Genomic DNA, 16897 nt, shown 5'->3' with positions numbered 1-16897 from the left:
GCTTATATGGTAAAAATTAACCACATAAGCACATAGAAATATTTTAAAATGATCTTACCGTTTATTTTATTCCTCTCACTCTCATCGGAAAAGTATACACCGATTTTGAAGCGGTAATGAATAAAACATCATTATTTTCTCCCCCGAATGTTACATTGGATGTCCATTTTTCAGGAATAGAAATGTGATATATCTTTTTTCCTTCACGGTTAAAGACATGTACTCCATCACCGGTTAAATAAAGATTCCCGTGTTTGTCCAGTGTCATCCCATCCGAGCCCATTTCACAAAATAACCTTTTCTCAGATAGTGTTCCTTCTCCCAAAATATCATATACATAGGTTTTTCCGGCATCAATATCAGAAAGGTATAATTTCTTTAAAGTCTCACTTCCTACAATTCCGTTAGGCTGCGTGAAAGTGTCTAATTTATTAATCTTTCCATTTTTATTTCTGTAATAAAGGCTTTTATTAGATAGCTCCTGCTTAAAGTCTATCCAATAATCTCTTTCATATAGTGGATCGGTAAAATACATTCCGCCAAAAATATCATTCCATATATCATTAGGACCATTTAATCTTTTCCCTTCAAAATCTTTGAATAAGACCTCTATTCTTTTATCTTTTGAGATTTTCCACATTTCTCCGTTATCATCTGAACAGGTAATCAGGAAACCATCTTTATCAAAATGAGTTCCGTTTGCCCTTCCTGTTTTATCTAAAAACTCTATAATCTGATTGCTTTTCCAGTCCCAGTAATAAATCTTATCATTAGGCTGATCGGTAAAATACACATTTCCTTCTTTATCGGTTGATGGGCCTTCTGTAAAGCTAAACTTGTCAGAAACCATTTGTGGTTTTGCACCTTCATAAAACATTTTACTACTATTTACTGATTGACAGTTTACCAATGCGAAAACCAAACCAATCAGACCTATTTTACTGATATTCTTCATACTTCATTTTTAAGCTTGCAATTTACAACATGCTTTATCAGTTTCAAAAATATTTTCTCATTTTGATGCATTGTATTCCAAAACATATAATGTCCCAATTATCCTATTTTTGAAGTAGATCATATTAGGAGTTGAAATATATAATTCAGAGCTTTGCAGTAGAGGAATCGATACCGTTTTATCTATAGAAATTCAGCTTGAAAACAGGTATTGTTCCGGATGAAAAATATTACCAAAATACTTTTATAGCATACGATAATGAGCGCAGAGTCCAACAACATCAAATCCCTGGAAATTGAAAATGAAGATTTTAGAAATTCGGTAGGAACAATGGATGAGACCGGAAAAAGAAAATGGATCTTCCCCAGAAAACCAAAAGGAAAATATACCAATTACAGGAACTATACCAGCTATGCTTTACTTGCTCTTTTCTTTGGACTGCCTTTTCTAAAGATAAATAACAACCCTTTCTTTCTCTTTAATGTTATTGACAGGAAATTCTTTATTATTGGACAGCCGTTTTATCTTCAGGACTTCTTTATCCTTGCCCTGGGAGCGGTTACTTCTGTAATCTTCGTAATGCTGTTCACCGTAGTTTTCGGAAGAATATTCTGTGGCTGGCTGTGTCCGCAAACCTTATTTATGGAAATGGTATTCCGTAAAATAGAATACTGGATTGAAGGAGACAGAAATAAACAAATGAAGCTCGACAGACAGGAATGGGATACCGAAAAGATTAGAAAAAGAATTACGAAATGGTCTGTATTTATTTTGATTTCTATGGTCATTTCTACCTTTATGTTCATGTATATCGTGGGTTATGAACAGGTGTTTCAGATTATGATTGAAGGACCTGCAGAACATCCTTTAAAGTTCATCACGATGATTTTTTTCACAATGACTTTCTACTTTGTTTTTGCATGGCTTCGTGAGCAGGTATGTACTCTGGTTTGTCCTTATGGAAGGCTTCAGGGAGTTTTAATTGATAAACAGACGATCAACGTATATTATGATTTTAGAAGAGGAGAAGGCCGTTCAAAATGGAGAAATAATGAAGATAGAAAAGCGGCTGGTAAAGGAGATTGTATAGATTGTAATCAATGCGTTGTTGTCTGTCCTACGGGAATTGACATTAGACACGGGCAGCAATTGGAATGTGTCAACTGTACGGCATGTATTGATGCCTGCGATGAAGTAATGGATAAAGTGGGCTTGCCTAAAGGATTGATCCGTTATGCTACTGAATCTGAAATTGAAAATCATGAGAAATTCAAATTTACATCAAGAATGAAGGCTACTACTGTTATTTTGGCCCTATTGATTGGATTCCTTGGCTTTTTAATGTATGATCGTGGATCTATGGAAGCAAAGTTTATTAAACCAGCGGGCTCTACGTTCTTTATTAAAGAAGGTAAAATCACCAACACTTTCATTTATACACTTTTGAATAAATCAAATGAGAAAAAGATTCTAACCATCAAAGTAGTCAGTCCTGAGGATGCTGAAATCACTTACTTCGGATCTGAAAAAATCATTTTGAAGGGAGATCAAATCTTAAAAGGGAATATCAATATATCTTTCCCTGAAGACAAAATCAAGTTCTCTAAGCAAAATATGGTCATCGGCGTTTTTGATGAAGAAGGAAAACTGGTAGATTCATTTGAAACTACTTTTGAAGGACCGTTTAAGCTTGCGTTATAATAGAGAGAGGTGAAGTTCGGGGTTTTTAGGTTTGAATAGGTATTATAAAACCATTCACTGATAACCATCACTATAAATTTTAAACCTTGAACCTTGAACTTCAAACCAAATTAGGCCTTATATTTCCTCATAAACTGAGTAGGGGTCATTCCGGAACTTTTCCGGAAGACTCTTACAAAGTAAGAATATTCTTCATAGCCGAGTCTGAAAGCAATATCAACAAGATTTTCATCCAGGTACATCAGCATTCTTTTGGCTTCAAGCACTACTCTTTCCGTAATAACTTCCGTGGCTGTTTTCTGTACAACAGCCTGTACAGTCCTATTTAGGTGCTTTGAAGAAATCCCTAGTAAAGACGCATAGTAAGCAATTGATTTATGTTCCGTAAAATGCTGCTCAATAAGACTTTCAAAATCCTGGTAATGCTTAAAATAAGAAAGTCCTGCAGAAGAAGTAAGTGTATCAAAGTCCTTTGAAAATAAACGGGTTGAATTGATAAAAATCTGAGACATTAATGACAGGATAAACCCGTTTTTCATTAAATCGTTAGAGTGGTGCTCTTTTTCAAGTTCTTTAAAAAGATCGATATTCTTTCTTAATTCTATAGTATCTAATTGTAATTTTCTGGGAAAGGAAACTGACCCGAAAAAAGGAAAATTTCTCAGTTTCTGATTCACATAATGCATTTCATAAAACTCCTGAGAACAAAAGAAAATATACCCTTCTATATCTTCTGAAAGCTCCCAGCTGTGAATCTGCCCAGGTGATAGAAAAAAAAGGCTTCCTTCTGAAACCTCATACCGTTGAAAATCTATCTCATGAATTCCATCCCCTTGTGTAAAAAGCACAGCAGCATAAAAATCATGTCTGTGAGGCTTTTCTATGTGCTGATGTCCCACAATCAAATGTTTTTTCATTGTATTAAAATAAAAATCTGAAGGATTTTTACCCTGAAAAAGATCAATATGAAGAACAGAAATTGAATTCATCCTATATTTTATAAGAAAAGGATTAATAAATGGATGATAAAATTACTATAAATAAAGCCAAGCCACAAATTACAGCATAAAAAAGGACCGGCTATTGCCGATCCTTTTTATCCAATTTATGATTATTATTTTATAACCAGTTTACTGTTGTATACTCCTTTCGAAGAACTGATACTGATTATATACACGCCCTTAGGTACATTAACATTAAGCTCTTTAGTATTATTTCCTTCACTTTGATAGGCTGATGAATAAATCAGTCTTCCGCTTGAATCAAATAATGTGACTTTCACTTCGCCTTTTATATTCTGAGATTTGATAAAGAAATTACCATCACTTGGATTAGGATACACTTTAATATCATCTGCTATTGGAGAAGATACTTCTCTGGTTGCAAGACTTTGAGTTTCCTGTGTACATACTTCAAGCGACCATCCCGTAATGGTTCCTGCATTGCCTGCGTTATTATCTGTTGCAAAAAGTTTCCATTCTCCTTGTGCAGAATGTCCTTTAAATATCCCCAGAGATTCATTTGATTTAGTCTCTCCCTGCACCGGAGAAGTACAGGTAACTGCAGTTCCTGAATCACTAAATGAAGCCGTAATCCCTGATTGTCCTGAGCACTGTCTGTTCCAGAAAAGAGCAGATGATCCTACCGGGCTTTCAATGCCGATAGCCAATTGGCTTACACTTGGATGAGTAACAGCTGGAGTTACCTTTATTTTGGTAATAGTCCCATTATTATTGACCATTAAAGGAATGTTTATTCTTGGAGATGATATACCGCCACCGCCAGGACCGTCTGTAATGGCCACGGGAGCTCCATTGTAAGTATAAGTATTACAATTTTCACCCGTTATATTATAATCAATCACAAAACTAGGACTCACTGCATAATAAATATTATTTACGGCTTCAATCAGAATATAAGCATTAGCCGAAGTAGAACCAGCTGGGATCATTATTTGTTCATTTCCGTCATTAGGAGTATTAGCTGCAATAATATTAAATGTTTTTCCACCGTCTTTAGATAATTTGATATTTACATTAGCTGTATTCACCGGTGCTGCATTGGTACCGGCAATATCCCAGGTAATATTTACAGTTGTACCGGAACTTAATGACTGACCAAATACCGGAGCAGTTACCTGAAAAGGTCCTGATACAGCATCCACGGTTATTACCATTCCATCTTTTGAGACTTGTGGCTGTAACGGATTATTATTTCTTACAGTAGCTGCAAAATTAAGATTTCTAGCTACACTTGATACACTTTCCCAGCGGGTTGACAATACACCTGCCAATACTTTATTGAAATCCGGAAAATATCTTACTAATGAGTTTACCGGAGGGAAAGATCTAAAAGTAGGGCCTGTTGGCTTTGCAGGGTAAGCTGAGGAAATATCACCTGCCCCAATTTGAGCAGCAGCTGCCTGATCTGTTTGTTCCCAAGCATAGGTATATGAAGCTTTATTGACATCGTTAGTAGATGCTGTTAAAACGAACGGAGTTGATTTAGGGATGGTATAATCCAGTCCCGCATTAATAGTAGGAGCAGGATCTATAAAAGGAGTATTGACACCACAACTAAGACTGTTTAATTTAGTTCTGATCTGGGTGATACTATTGGTATGATAATAATCGTTAGAATTAAACTGAACATCAGAAGCGGTAGTAATCCCGGTATATGCCATTATGGTACTTCCGCTTCCAGGTTCTACCTTTTGGTCTGCCTGCGAAGATCTGTAGGTATAAGAATGTCCAGCTCCCAATTGATGCCCCATTTCATGAGCGACATAGTCTATATCAAATTTATCTCCTTCCGGAAAATTGTGAGCAGTCCATCCTCCTCCTTTTGAGCTACTCCCACAAATAACTCCTACGAAGGCAGATCCATTACCTCCTTTTTTATCAATCAGATGTCCCATATCATAATCTTCAGTAGGGATTCTTGCTGATATCTGGGCGTGGGCTTCGCTAGGGCCACCGCTTGTATAAGGATCAGATGCAGGATCTAAGAAAATAATAGTTTCATTATTCGCAATCAGATTAAAATGAAAAGAAAGATCTTTTTCAAAAACACTATTAAGACGGGTAAGACTAGCATTCATTGCCGCAAGAATTACTGCCTTTTTCTGCATATCAGTAGCAGTAGCAGGGGTTCCGGCTGCCGTTAAATGATATTGGGCATATTCTCCCGTACAGGATAATGCCAATCTGAAAACATTAAACCCAGCTGCTTTTTTATTTACAGCATCGTTTTTTTTTTCAGTAGCACTCTTTTCCACCTCCTCTATCGTGGAACATTCGAATGGTTCTTTTTCCTGCCCTCTTCTTCCATTGGAATCAAAAACAGCATATACTGTTCGGTCTTCAGTATAAGGTTCTATAAACTCTGATATTCCGGAACGGGTAATCATAGAAGAAAATCCTACCGGAGATAAGCTGAATCTTAAATATACACTAGGATCTTCCAATGCAGTTCCTACATAAGATTTAATATCCGGATATTTTGCCTGTAGCTCAGGTGCCATATTAGAAAACTCCCAAACCTGAAACTTTTCTAGCCTGCCTTTGGCTGTAGGAAGAGAAATAACAGCTCCTTTTTGACTTGAAAAACGAGCCGGCGCATTCTTTAAAAGCTGCTTAAGTTGATTCGCATCAAGTGAATAAAGTCCTGCAAATTCAAGCTTTTCCTGTGATTTTTTAACTTTTTGAGCCCGAATTTCAGTTCTTGTCCATTGCGAGAATCCAATGACAGGAACGATCAGTGCCAAAATGAATAAATAATGTTTCATAATCATTATATTTTAATGTTTTTCACTAAGTTATAAAAAAAAACACTTGTTTTTTATTTTTTCACAATATGATGAATATATATTTTATTTTAATTAAAATTCAGGTTATCACAGGACTTTGCAAGATATATTTGCATTAAACTTTAAAAAATTTTTATCTTTGAAGTTTAGGAGCTGTAAAATGAAAATAAACTTACCTGATAAACTGTATTATTCTATAGGAGAAGTCGCTAAGGCATTCGATGTAAACACTTCATTAATACGATATTGGGAACAGGAATTTCCTATCATTAAACCTAAAAAGAATAGAAAAGGAAATCGTTACTTCACTCCTGAGGACATCAAGAACCTACAGATGATCTATCATTTGGTAAAAGAAAAGGGATATACACTTGATGGAGCCCGTGTTGCTTTAACTACCAACAGTAAGATTTCAGAAACAATCACTATCATTGACCGTCTTGAATTTGTAAAAGCTGAACTGTTAAAACTGAAAGAATCATTGGGTGATAGGGATTCTGAATAACCTCCTCACCTTTCCTTTAAATAATTCTACACCAAAGAATACAAAGTATTAATTTTTAACAGATTACATCTTTTTATATTCTAATATCAACCATTCCAACCTACGGTATTGTGAAGTATGGTTTTTATCAATATGTTTATACTTTATATACACAGGATGAGAAAAAACTATTACCAAAAACTGGCTTTTATGGTCATTGTATTGGCTATTCTATTAGCTTTTCAGAAATATACCCGAAAAGATAAGGAGCCTTTTCCGGAGATAAAATTTATTGCCGGAACTTCAGTTAATGCCAACTTAACAGATTTTGACCCCAATATTTTAAGTCCGGAACGTTGGCAAAAGCTCGGCTTTTCTGAAAAACAGGTATCTACTATTCTTAAATATAAAGACATTGTAGGCGGGACTTTTACATCAAAAGAACAACTGAAAAAATGTTATGCTATTTCAGATGAAAAATTTGAAGAACTAAAACCCTTCATTCTGCTTCCTGAAGCTTCTGAAAAGAATAATTCTCAACCTGTTAACAACTTTGAAAAGAAAGAAATTAATGTTTCCGGAAAGTTTAATCCAGATATGAAAACTGTCCGTGATTGGATTAAAATGGGGTTCAGTGAAAAACAGGCGGAAGCTATTCTAAAATATAAAAACTATCTTGGAGGAAGCTTTATCAGTAAAGAAAAGTTCAGAGAATGCTTTATCATTTCTCCTGAAAATTATAATAAGCTGGAATCTTATTTACTGTTGCCGGCAAAAACTCCTGAGAACTTTAAAGCCTATGGAGCACGTTATCCTGAAAAGATAAAAATACAATATCATACTTTTGATCCGAACCGTCTGGATGTTGAGGGATGGCAAAAACTTGGTTTTTCTGAGAAACAGGCTCAGATTATTGTGAATTACCGCGATAGAAATCTCGGGGGTAGCTTTAAAGATATTGATGATCTACAAAAATGCTTTGTAATTTCTGCCGAGAAATTTCAGGAGATGAAACCTTTTATCAAGCTCAATCCGGGAACTGTAAAGAAGGAAGAGAAACAGCAAGAAAAAACTGATTTTTCAAAAACAGATCTCAATACCATTACTTTTAAACAGCTTATAGAGTTTGGACTGGATGAAAAAAGTGCCGGCTCTATGATTGGCTTTAGAAAAAAGTTGAGAGGATTTGTCAGTAAACAACAAATTCTGGATACCTATAATATTGATAAGGAACTTGTTCAAAAATTGATTTCCATCGCTCCTTTGGATACCTCCAGTGTTCCTAAATACACATTAACAGATGCTCCTGAAGAATGGCTGAAAGATCATCCCTATTTTAAATATTCTGCTGAAAAAATTATCTTCTATCGCACTACTTATCCTGATGATAAGAAAATTCTCAAGTTCCTGAAACTAAAACCGGAGTATGAAGAAAAGATGAAATTATATTTAAAATAAAAATATAGCCTCCTTATTCATAAAAACTGTCCAAAATGGCACCTTCTATTTTGGGCAGTTTCTCATCTGAAAGGTTGTTTTAAATTTTAGTGATGCATATAATTGCTAGGCCCATTGGTTCCTTCAATTGATTCTGGCAATATTCCGTATTTGGAACGTAAATTAACCGTACCTAGGGTCTTCCCGGTCTGAATTTCAATGACACTTATGGTTCCGGAATTTAAGTTAGGAATATTCAGCAGGTTATTTTGTACGGCTACCACTTCTTTTCCTTTTTTGGTTTTAAAGAAGACCATATGATGCGCTCCTTTATCGGCGGTAAGTGTTTTTAAAAGTTTTAGCTGGGGAAGGCTACTTATATCGAAAACCAGTACTTTTCCTGGATCAGCAAAACTTACATATAGCCTGTTGTTATCATCAATGTACATTTCGAGAGTCCAGCCTAGTCCTTGAGTACTTCCGTCAAATATTTTAGTGAAAGCATCGTATTTCTTAGTTGTAGTATTGTATGGTGCTATCCAGATATCTCCTCCAAGCATGGTTGTGGCAAGAGCATATTGTGGAAATTTACCCCGAAGCAATAAAACTTCAACAGGGCTAGACATATCCGTTGGCGAGTCTGCAACCTGGTAGGTTTCTTTTAACTCATACGTTTTTAGATCTACTAAAGTACAGGTGTTTCCAAAGCCGCTGGTAAGATCAGGATGGATGGTTGAAGTTACCATCATGAGTCCTTTTTCTTCATTAACAGAAATACCATGTGGATACATAATAAACTTATTAGGATTGTCCTGAATTGGGGCTTTAATAGTTTTAATAAGCTGATGGGTATTAGCATTAAAAACACCTATACTGCCATCTTTTGGTCCTCCTGCACCTCCCATAAAGGTCATAAAAAATCGTCCGTCATTCGTAAAAAATAAATTTTCACCTACTGTATTTTCACCTGTATCAATAGGTGTTGCACTTATTAATTTCGGTTGTCCAATTTTATTTTTTTCAGTTTTTATCTGGTAAAGATAGCTTCCTCCCAAAGCAGTTGTATACAATTTGTTCGCATTCTGGTTATAATAAATATGATGAGGCAGAACGCCAATACCTAATTCAAGCTTATTGCTAATATTTCCGAAATCTGGAGCCTCAGGATCGAGCTCTATTACCGCTATACCATCCGGTTGTCCTGTCAAGCTTCTATAATCAATATAAAAAGCAGTATCATGTGCAATCTCTGAGTGATCATCATCTTTACAATGAGAAAATATCATCACAATAATGATATATAAGGGAATTTGTTTAAATTTTAATTTCATGATTTTCAGATATTTAGTTATTTGCATTATAAATGTAACACAATTTCAACACAAAAACTGAAAATATTACACCAATATGTGAATATTATTAAAAATAAAACACTCAAAATCTTTCAAATAGCTATTCTGTGTAGGGATAAGTCTACTAACAAGTAAAAAAAACGGCAAGTAGAGAAAAACCTCTACTTGCCGTTTCTAGCTTATTGTAAAATATAATTTAATCGATTGTTTTACTTGAGTCTGTAAGCAAAGCGTTTAAAGCATTAAGCTCATCCTCGGTTAAGTCTCTCCATTTTCCTATTGGAAGATCCAGTTTGATATTCATGATACGAATTCTTTTCAGCTTTTTTACATCATAACCCAGATACTCGCACATTCTGCGAATTTGCCTGTTTAAGCCTTGAGTAAGGATAATTCTGAAGTTCATTTCATCAATCTTCTCCACTTCACATTTCTTGGTAACCGTGTCCAGAATAGGAACACCATTTCTCATTTTTTCTAAGAATCTTGGAGTAATTGGCTTGTCTACACGTACCAGATATTCTTTTTCGTGGTTATTTCTTGCGCGCAGGATCTTATTTACAATATCACCATCACTGGTTAAAAGAATAAGTCCTTCACTGGGTTTATCCAGTCTTCCGATTGGGAAAATTCTTTTAGGGTGGTTGATATAATCTACAATATTATTTTGTTCACGCTTAGTATCTGTGGTACATACAATGCCTACAGGTTTATTGAAAGCAATATAAACAGGTTTTTCCTGTGGTTCTCTGATAGCCTTTCCGTCTACTTCTACCAAATCTTCATCAGAAACTTTGGTTCCAAGTTCAGGAATTTTACCGTTAATTTTAATTCTCCCTTCTTCCAATAGCTTATCTGCTGCCCTTCTTGAACAGTAACCTACTTCTGATAAATATTTATTGATACGTGTCTTTTCCATGAATTTTTTCCGTAACCGGGATCATTTTTATTCGCCTTGAAATCTAAAGTCATTATTTAAAAACTGATCTGTAGCATCTTCAATTTTATACTCTCCGATCTTTGTTCTTCTTAATTGTGTCAGATAAGCCCCTACTCCTAATTCCTGTCCTATATCGTGAGCAAGACTTCTGATATAGGTTCCTTTTGAACATCCCACTGTAAAACTCACTAAGGGAAAATCTATTTTAAGGTCCTTAATATAATAAATTGTTGTTTTCCTGGATTTCATTTCCACTTCCTCTCCTGCTCTAGCCAGATTATAAGCTCTTTCACCATCAATCTTTATTGCAGAATAAATAGGGGGCTTTTGTTCTATTTCGCCAACGAATTTCTCCAACACTTCATTTACCTGTTCTTCAGTAATGTGCGAACTATCCTGATGAAGGATTTCAGGTTTTTCAGTATCATAGGATTCTGTCTGCACTCCTATTTTAATCTCTGTCCAGTATTCCTTAGGAGCATCCTGAATTTCCGGGATCTTTTTTGTGAATTTTCCACAGCAAACGATCAGAAGCCCGGTAGCTCTTGGGTCAAGAGTTCCTGCATGTCCGATTTTAAATTTTTTAGGAAGATCAAACTCCCTTTTAAGTTTATATTTCATTTTATTGACAGCCTGGAAGGAAGTCCAGTCCAAAGGCTTATCCAATAAAAATATGTATCCTGATTTCAGTTCTTCCGCCGTCATTAATGGATATATGAATATTTTTTATTTAAAGAAATAAAAATAGATTAATAAAGCAACTCCTACAAAAATACGATACCATCCCCAAGGTCTGAAACCATATTTGTTAAGTACCCCGATAAATGCTTTGATTGCAATAAGAGCTACAATAAATGCCACCACGTTTCCAATTACAAAGATCATAATGTGATCTTGCGATGCCATGATCATTTCATATCCTTTCTGTGGATTAGCAGTTTCTTTTCCCCATGTTTTTACAAAAACGGAATACACTGTTACCGCCAACATGGTAGGTACTGCAAGAAAGAAAGAAAATTCTGCAGCCGCTTTTCTGGTAAGTCCCTGCGTCATTCCTCCAATAATGGAAGCAGCGCTACGGCTTGTTCCCGGCATCATCGCCAGACACTGCCAGAAGCCTATAGTGACCGCTTTTTTTATCGTAATTCCTTTTTCATCATCAATTTTAGGGTTTTTAAACCATTTATCAGCAAATAATAAAACAACTCCACCTAAAACTAATACTGAAGAAATAGCAATCTGATTTCCTAGGACAGCTTCAATTTTATCATCGAATAAATATCCTAACACCAACGCAGGAACTACTGCAAAAGCCAGTTTAAAATAAAACTGAATATTATTCAAATCGAAAAACTTCTTCCAATACGCCACTACAACTGACAAAATAGCTCCAAATTGAATGGAAACCTGAAACATTTTCAAAAATTCATCATCAGGCATTCCCAATAAATTGGCTGTGAATCCCATGTGCGCTGTAGATGAGATAGGAAGATACTCTGTTAATCCCTCTACAATGGCTATAATAATTGCTTTGATTAAATCCATATTCTTTTACAAAAATTAAAAGATTAAGAGATTGAGATATTTAAAGTACTGGACTCTAAATGTCTTAATCTCTTAATCTCAAAATATAAATGTTTAATTTATTTTCTTTTTAAAATAGCGTAGACTTCTATTACAAAACCTATCACAACAAATAACGGAGCAATTCTGATTCTTCTGATGGAAAAGATATCGTCATTCCAAGAGTTGGGATCAAATTTACCGTCTACGGTATTGGCATCAGCTCCCATCATCAAAAGGAATCCAACCACAATAAATGCCAGCCCGATCAGCATCCATTTAAAGTTCTCCTTTCCGAAGTAGAACGTATTTTCCTGTGGTACTTCTGCTTCGCTTCCGAAGTCTGAAGCAGAAAATTTATTTGTTTTTTTGCTCATTTTTAAGAGTAATATAAGTCGTCAACGTTTGATTTTAAGAATCTCCATGTTGCAAAAATAGTACTTAAGACAGAAATAAAAATTCCTACTCCCAACACTAAGATCACCAACCAGAAATACTGATTATTGTCCTGTACAAAAGCAGATCCTATCTGGCTTGTAAAATAATACCAAACACCCCCTAAGGCAATAAGACCAATTACAGAACCAATAGCCCCTAAAACAATAGCTTCAATGATAAAAGGCTTAAGAATAAATCTTCTTTTTGCTCCCACCAGCTGCATCGTTTTAATAATAAATCTCTTGGAGAAAATTTTAAGACGGATAGAATTGTTAATTAATACTACAGCCAATACTAAAAACATCAGTGAAAATCCAAAAATCCATTTTAAAATTCTGCTCAGGTTATTGTAAACATCCACCATCAAAGTACTGTCATTCTTCACATCGATAATGCCAGGAACTGATTTTATGACTTTGATCGCCTCATCAATTTTCGCAGGGTCTACATATTCCGGTTTTAAAGCAACTTCAATAGATGATGGGAAGATATTTTCTTCAAATAAGGCATCACTATCAATCCCCATACTCTTTTTAGCTTCCTTGGCAGCCATGCTTCTTGAAATATAGGTTGCTTTTTTTACAGGAGCTAACGTCTGTACCTTTTTAAAAGTTTCTTCCTCTAGTTTTGCAATTTTTACAGAATCTTTAGCGTCATAATTTTCATCAAAGTAAGCGTTCACCACCAATTGTTCTTTGATATAGTCAGAATACTTCTGGGCATTAATTAAAATAAGCCCCATTAACCCTAACAAAAATAACACTAAGGCAATACTTATCACTACTGTAATATTGCTGGACCGAAGCCTTTTCTTATTAAACTCATCTACAGATTTAGCCATTAATATTAAAATTTTTGGCTAAAATAGAAAAAATCTTCCGAAATTTGGGAACGAAAAAGAGAAAATCACTGTTAATAAAATCATAAAAAACATTGAGTGTAAAAGCAAAAAAGCATCTTGGTCAACACTTTTTGACAGATGAAAACATCGCAAGAAAAATTGTAGAAGGTCTTAGTTTTGAGAACTATAATAACATCATGGAAGTAGGTCCAGGAATGGGAGTTCTTACCAAATATCTTCTGGAAAGAGATCAGAACATTTATCTTGCCGAAATTGATACGGAATCTATAGAATACCTGAAAAACAACTATTCTAAGGTTACCGAAAATACTTTTGTAGGAGATTTCCTGAAACAGGATTTTAATTTTATCAAAGATGAGCAGATTGCTATTATCGGGAACTTCCCGTATAATATTTCATCGCAGATATTATTCCAGATTGTAGACCATTACGAACTGATTCCTGAAATGGTAGGAATGTTCCAGAAAGAAGTAGCTGAAAGAACTGCTGCCATTCCAAGGACTAAAAACTATGGTATTCTTTCTGTTCTTATCCAGGCCTATTATGATGTATCCTATATGTTTACGGTCCATGAGAATGTATTTAATCCACCACCAAAGGTAAAATCGGGTGTCATCCGCCTTACAAGAAATCCTAAAGAAGGACTAGCCGGTAATGAAGTTCTTTTTAAGCAAATTGTAAAGACAGGTTTCAACCAGAGAAGGAAAAAACTATCCAACGCATTAAAGACGCTGAATATTCCTGAGGCTTTAAAAGGTCATGAATTTTTAGATAAAAGAGCGGAAGAACTTAGTGTTTCTGACTTCATCCACTTTGCTAATCTTTGGAAAGAAAACCTATAAGATGCATAACAGAAAACTCCTTTAATGAGGAGTTTTTATGAGTATTTTCATAAAAAGAAAGCCTTTCAGATGAAAGGCTTTCTTTTATATATTATTCTCTGTTTTTCAACATGATCCAACCAGACCAGTTCATCTGAGTTTTAGATTTTGGATATTCATAAGTAAACTTATACCAATATGTTGCAGAAGGCAATCTCTTACCCAGTAAAGTACCATCCCAAATTGGTGTTTCTTTTGTGAACCTAAACATCTCTACTCCATACCTGTCATAGATAGAACCTGTAAAGTTTTTGAACTGCCCCAAAGCCTTTAGATCTAATACATCATTAATTCCATCATTATTGGGAGTAATAAAATTATTGATCTGTAAAGTAAAGAAGTCGAAAGTTCCTATACAGTGAGTTCCTACTCTTCTTACCAGAATGGTATAATTCACATTATCTAAAAGTCCAGAAAACACATTAGATTCCTGCCATGTAATTCCGTTATCTATAGAATATTCCAGAGTGCTTGGCGTATTATTCATTGGAGGATTTTCTGCAGTAACTGTCAGTGTTTTTTTAGAGGTCTGATAATCTATTCCGGTTACATAAGGAATGGCAGCTCCTAATACTTTAGCAGAGAAGATTTTTTTACAATATCCATTATCGATTTCAACGGTATAGATTCCCCATTTCTCAACATCTATTTTTTGGGTAGTAGCTCCTGTACTCCATTTGTATTTATATTTAGGTCCGGCTCCTGCATCAAGAGTAACACGATCTCCGTCACATATTTCAACATCTGCCAATGTACTTTTGATTTCGGGAACAACCTCAATTCTTATGGTTGCAGGATTAAGAGATTTACATCCTTTTGCACCTATTGCATATACAGTAAATACGGTAGTCTGGTGCAGGGTAACAGTCTGCATATTGCCTGTTCCCGGAAAGTTACTCCAAAGATAAGTATCTCCTCCTTCAGCCGTAAGTGTTACAGATTCTCCCGGGCATATTTGTATAGAGGAAGTTTTCAGTTTAGCAACTGGAGTTTCTTCTTTAAGTAATTTCAACTCAACCAATTTGCTACAGAAACCTCCGTTGGAAACAACCACATATAATATCTGACCATCATTACCATTGTAATTCAAAATATTTTGAATATAACTGTTATTCTCAGCAACAGCATCCGTCTTATTTTCATAAAACTTGAATATAGCTCCCGGAGTTGTACTAATTGTTGGTTTAATGCTACTTAAATCAAAAGTGGTAATATCCGGCGTAGTACAAAGCAGTAATGTAGCATCATTTGCCTGAGGCGTTGTCCCTCCATGAATTTCTATGGAAGCTTTACCTGGACAAGGATTTCCGGGCACACTTACCTGAATAGTATAGGTCCCGGGTTGTGTAGCGGTAACTACATTGGTGGTAGCATTAGGAATCAAAGTTCCGTTAAAAAACCACTGGTATAATAAGTTTGGATCATTTACAGAAGCGGTAAGTGTCTGAGGTACGTTATCACATACATTAATATCGCTAGGTAATTTTGTTCCACCAGGTCCTAAAAGATCTACACCTATGTTGAAGGATCCTCCTTCCAAAAATACTGCAGAATCATAGCTATGGTCAAGATAATCAGCAATAACCATTTTGAAATGATATTGCTGTCCTGCTACTACATCTGCTACTGCTGTAAGCGGAACCGTTCTTCCATTAAAGTTTGTTTCAATATTGGCAGTATTATATCCTCCAAAATACTGTTGATTTACAGCTCCACAAGTAGTTCCGATTGCAGGGTGAATATTGGTAATACTTACCGGTCCGGCTCCTCCCGGTAATATTGCCATGTTGGTGTAAGGGCCTCCCGAAGTAGGCTTCAGTAATATAATGAAAGCATCCGCATATTTGCATGGGAATGTCCCCGTATATTCTTCGGATGCAAGTAAATAATTAAATTTAATTTGAGAAGTGGTAGGCACAAAGTCAAATTCCAGAAGTACCGCGTCATTTAAATCAGCTTCCGGCACTCCAATAACCTGTGCCAAATCAGTATCGGTTCCCCCACCATTGGTATCACTATTGCTGGCTTCAAAATTATTACCAGCCTTTCTTGCATATCCCGTCGAAAGAACAATTCCGTCTTTAAAAGGGAAATTAGTTGTTGCCTTATGGAAGTATCCCCAGGCTCTGTTTGCATCACCTACAGCATGGTTAGGCGTGATTTTCACATTGGTTACATTAGGAGTAATACAGGTATTTGTTCCGGATGAAATCAATACATCTTTTACCAATTTATCTATACTAAAACTGGACTCCAGGTATCCCGGAGCATTCACATCAATAAAAGCTCCCGCCTTTTTAGACTGGGGAGTCGCCTGCTTTTTCATGAATGGTCTAGGCTGATGATTTTGAGAAAACGAAAAATTCGAGATGAATAAAAAAAACAAACAAAGCGGTAGGTATCTTATCATAATATTTTTGTTTCAACAAATTTAATTTTTTTTTAAATATACCATACACATATTTATATTTTTTAT

Annotated in this window: 14 protein-coding genes; 4 read left to right on the top strand and 10 right to left on the bottom strand. The window is 35.4% G+C overall.

What is annotated here, in order from left to right; genetic code table 11:
• Window positions 1–61: 61 nt before the first annotated feature.
• On the bottom strand, window positions 62–955 hold the full coding sequence (locus EL260_RS09270) for an SMP-30/gluconolactonase/LRE family protein (RefSeq protein WP_123859924.1): 894 nt from the start codon (window positions 953–955) through the stop codon (window positions 62–64).
• 258 nt (window positions 956–1213) lie between these two features.
• Here EL260_RS09270 and ccoG point away from each other — a divergent pair, with 258 nt between their 5' ends.
• Window positions 1214–2656, top strand: a complete 1443-nt coding sequence (gene ccoG / locus EL260_RS09265; protein ID WP_123859922.1) for a cytochrome c oxidase accessory protein CcoG — start codon at window positions 1214–1216, stop codon at window positions 2654–2656.
• A 110-nt stretch (window positions 2657–2766) separates the two neighbouring features.
• Here ccoG and EL260_RS09260 read toward each other — a convergent pair whose 3' ends face one another.
• Entirely contained in the window at window positions 2767–3645 is an 879-nt protein-coding gene (locus EL260_RS09260) for an AraC family transcriptional regulator (protein ID WP_123859920.1), read from the bottom strand.
• 125 nt (window positions 3646–3770) lie between these two features.
• The gene (locus EL260_RS09255; protein ID WP_164466624.1) at window positions 3771–6443 is read right to left on the bottom strand and encodes a zinc-dependent metalloprotease; all 2673 of its coding nucleotides are present in this window, start codon (window positions 6441–6443) and stop codon (window positions 3771–3773) included.
• Window positions 6444–6624: 181 nt separating this feature from the next.
• Between EL260_RS09255 and EL260_RS09250 the strand changes: the two genes are divergently transcribed.
• A complete protein-coding gene (locus EL260_RS09250) occupies window positions 6625–6969 on the top strand; it encodes a MerR family transcriptional regulator (protein WP_123859916.1) in 345 nt (114 codons plus the stop codon).
• A 156-nt stretch (window positions 6970–7125) separates the two neighbouring features.
• Window positions 7126–8406 (top strand): helix-hairpin-helix domain-containing protein, encoded by a 1281-nt coding sequence (locus EL260_RS09245; protein WP_123859914.1) that lies wholly within the window; start codon window positions 7126–7128, stop codon window positions 8404–8406.
• 86 nt (window positions 8407–8492) lie between these two features.
• Here the strand turns inward: EL260_RS09245 and EL260_RS09240 are convergent, their stop codons facing one another.
• The 6 genes from EL260_RS09240 to EL260_RS09215 form a co-directional block, all read right to left on the bottom strand.
• Window positions 8493–9716, bottom strand: a complete 1224-nt coding sequence (locus tag EL260_RS09240; RefSeq protein ID WP_123859912.1) for a YncE family protein — start codon at window positions 9714–9716, stop codon at window positions 8493–8495.
• A 217-nt stretch (window positions 9717–9933) separates the two neighbouring features.
• A complete protein-coding gene (gene rluF / locus EL260_RS09235) occupies window positions 9934–10656 on the bottom strand; it encodes a 23S rRNA pseudouridine(2604) synthase RluF (RefSeq protein WP_123859910.1) in 723 nt (240 codons plus the stop codon).
• A gap of 27 nt (window positions 10657–10683) precedes the next feature.
• Window positions 10684–11382, bottom strand: coding sequence for a tRNA pseudouridine(55) synthase TruB (truB, locus tag EL260_RS09230; RefSeq protein WP_123859908.1), 699 nt, complete (start codon window positions 11380–11382; stop codon window positions 10684–10686).
• 21 nt (window positions 11383–11403) lie between these two features.
• Entirely contained in the window at window positions 11404–12222 is an 819-nt protein-coding gene (locus EL260_RS09225; protein ID WP_123859906.1) for an undecaprenyl-diphosphate phosphatase, read from the bottom strand.
• 98 nt (window positions 12223–12320) lie between these two features.
• Complete coding sequence (locus tag EL260_RS09220) at window positions 12321–12617, bottom strand: DUF3098 domain-containing protein (protein WP_123859904.1); 297 nt, start codon at window positions 12615–12617, stop codon at window positions 12321–12323.
• Between the two features lie 2 nt (window positions 12618–12619).
• Window positions 12620–13519: a cell division protein FtsX gene (locus tag EL260_RS09215; RefSeq protein WP_123859902.1), complete on the bottom strand. Its 900-nt coding sequence runs from the start codon at window positions 13517–13519 to the stop codon at window positions 12620–12622.
• 92 nt (window positions 13520–13611) lie between these two features.
• Between EL260_RS09215 and rsmA the strand changes: the two genes are divergently transcribed.
• Entirely contained in the window at window positions 13612–14382 is a 771-nt protein-coding gene (gene rsmA, locus EL260_RS09210; RefSeq protein ID WP_123859900.1) for a 16S rRNA (adenine(1518)-N(6)/adenine(1519)-N(6))-dimethyltransferase RsmA, read from the top strand.
• A 91-nt stretch (window positions 14383–14473) separates the two neighbouring features.
• Here the strand turns inward: rsmA and EL260_RS09205 are convergent, their stop codons facing one another.
• A complete protein-coding gene (locus tag EL260_RS09205; protein ID WP_317126500.1) occupies window positions 14474–16747 on the bottom strand; it encodes a choice-of-anchor L domain-containing protein in 2274 nt (757 codons plus the stop codon).
• Window positions 16748–16897 lie beyond the last annotated feature (150 nt).

The sequence above is a fragment of the Chryseobacterium nakagawai genome (genome assembly GCF_900637665.1).
GTDB lineage: Bacteria > Bacteroidota > Bacteroidia > Flavobacteriales > Weeksellaceae > Chryseobacterium > Chryseobacterium nakagawai.
The sequence above is the reverse complement of the archived record's forward strand: the minus strand, read 5'-3'. Positions and strand labels throughout refer to the sequence as shown.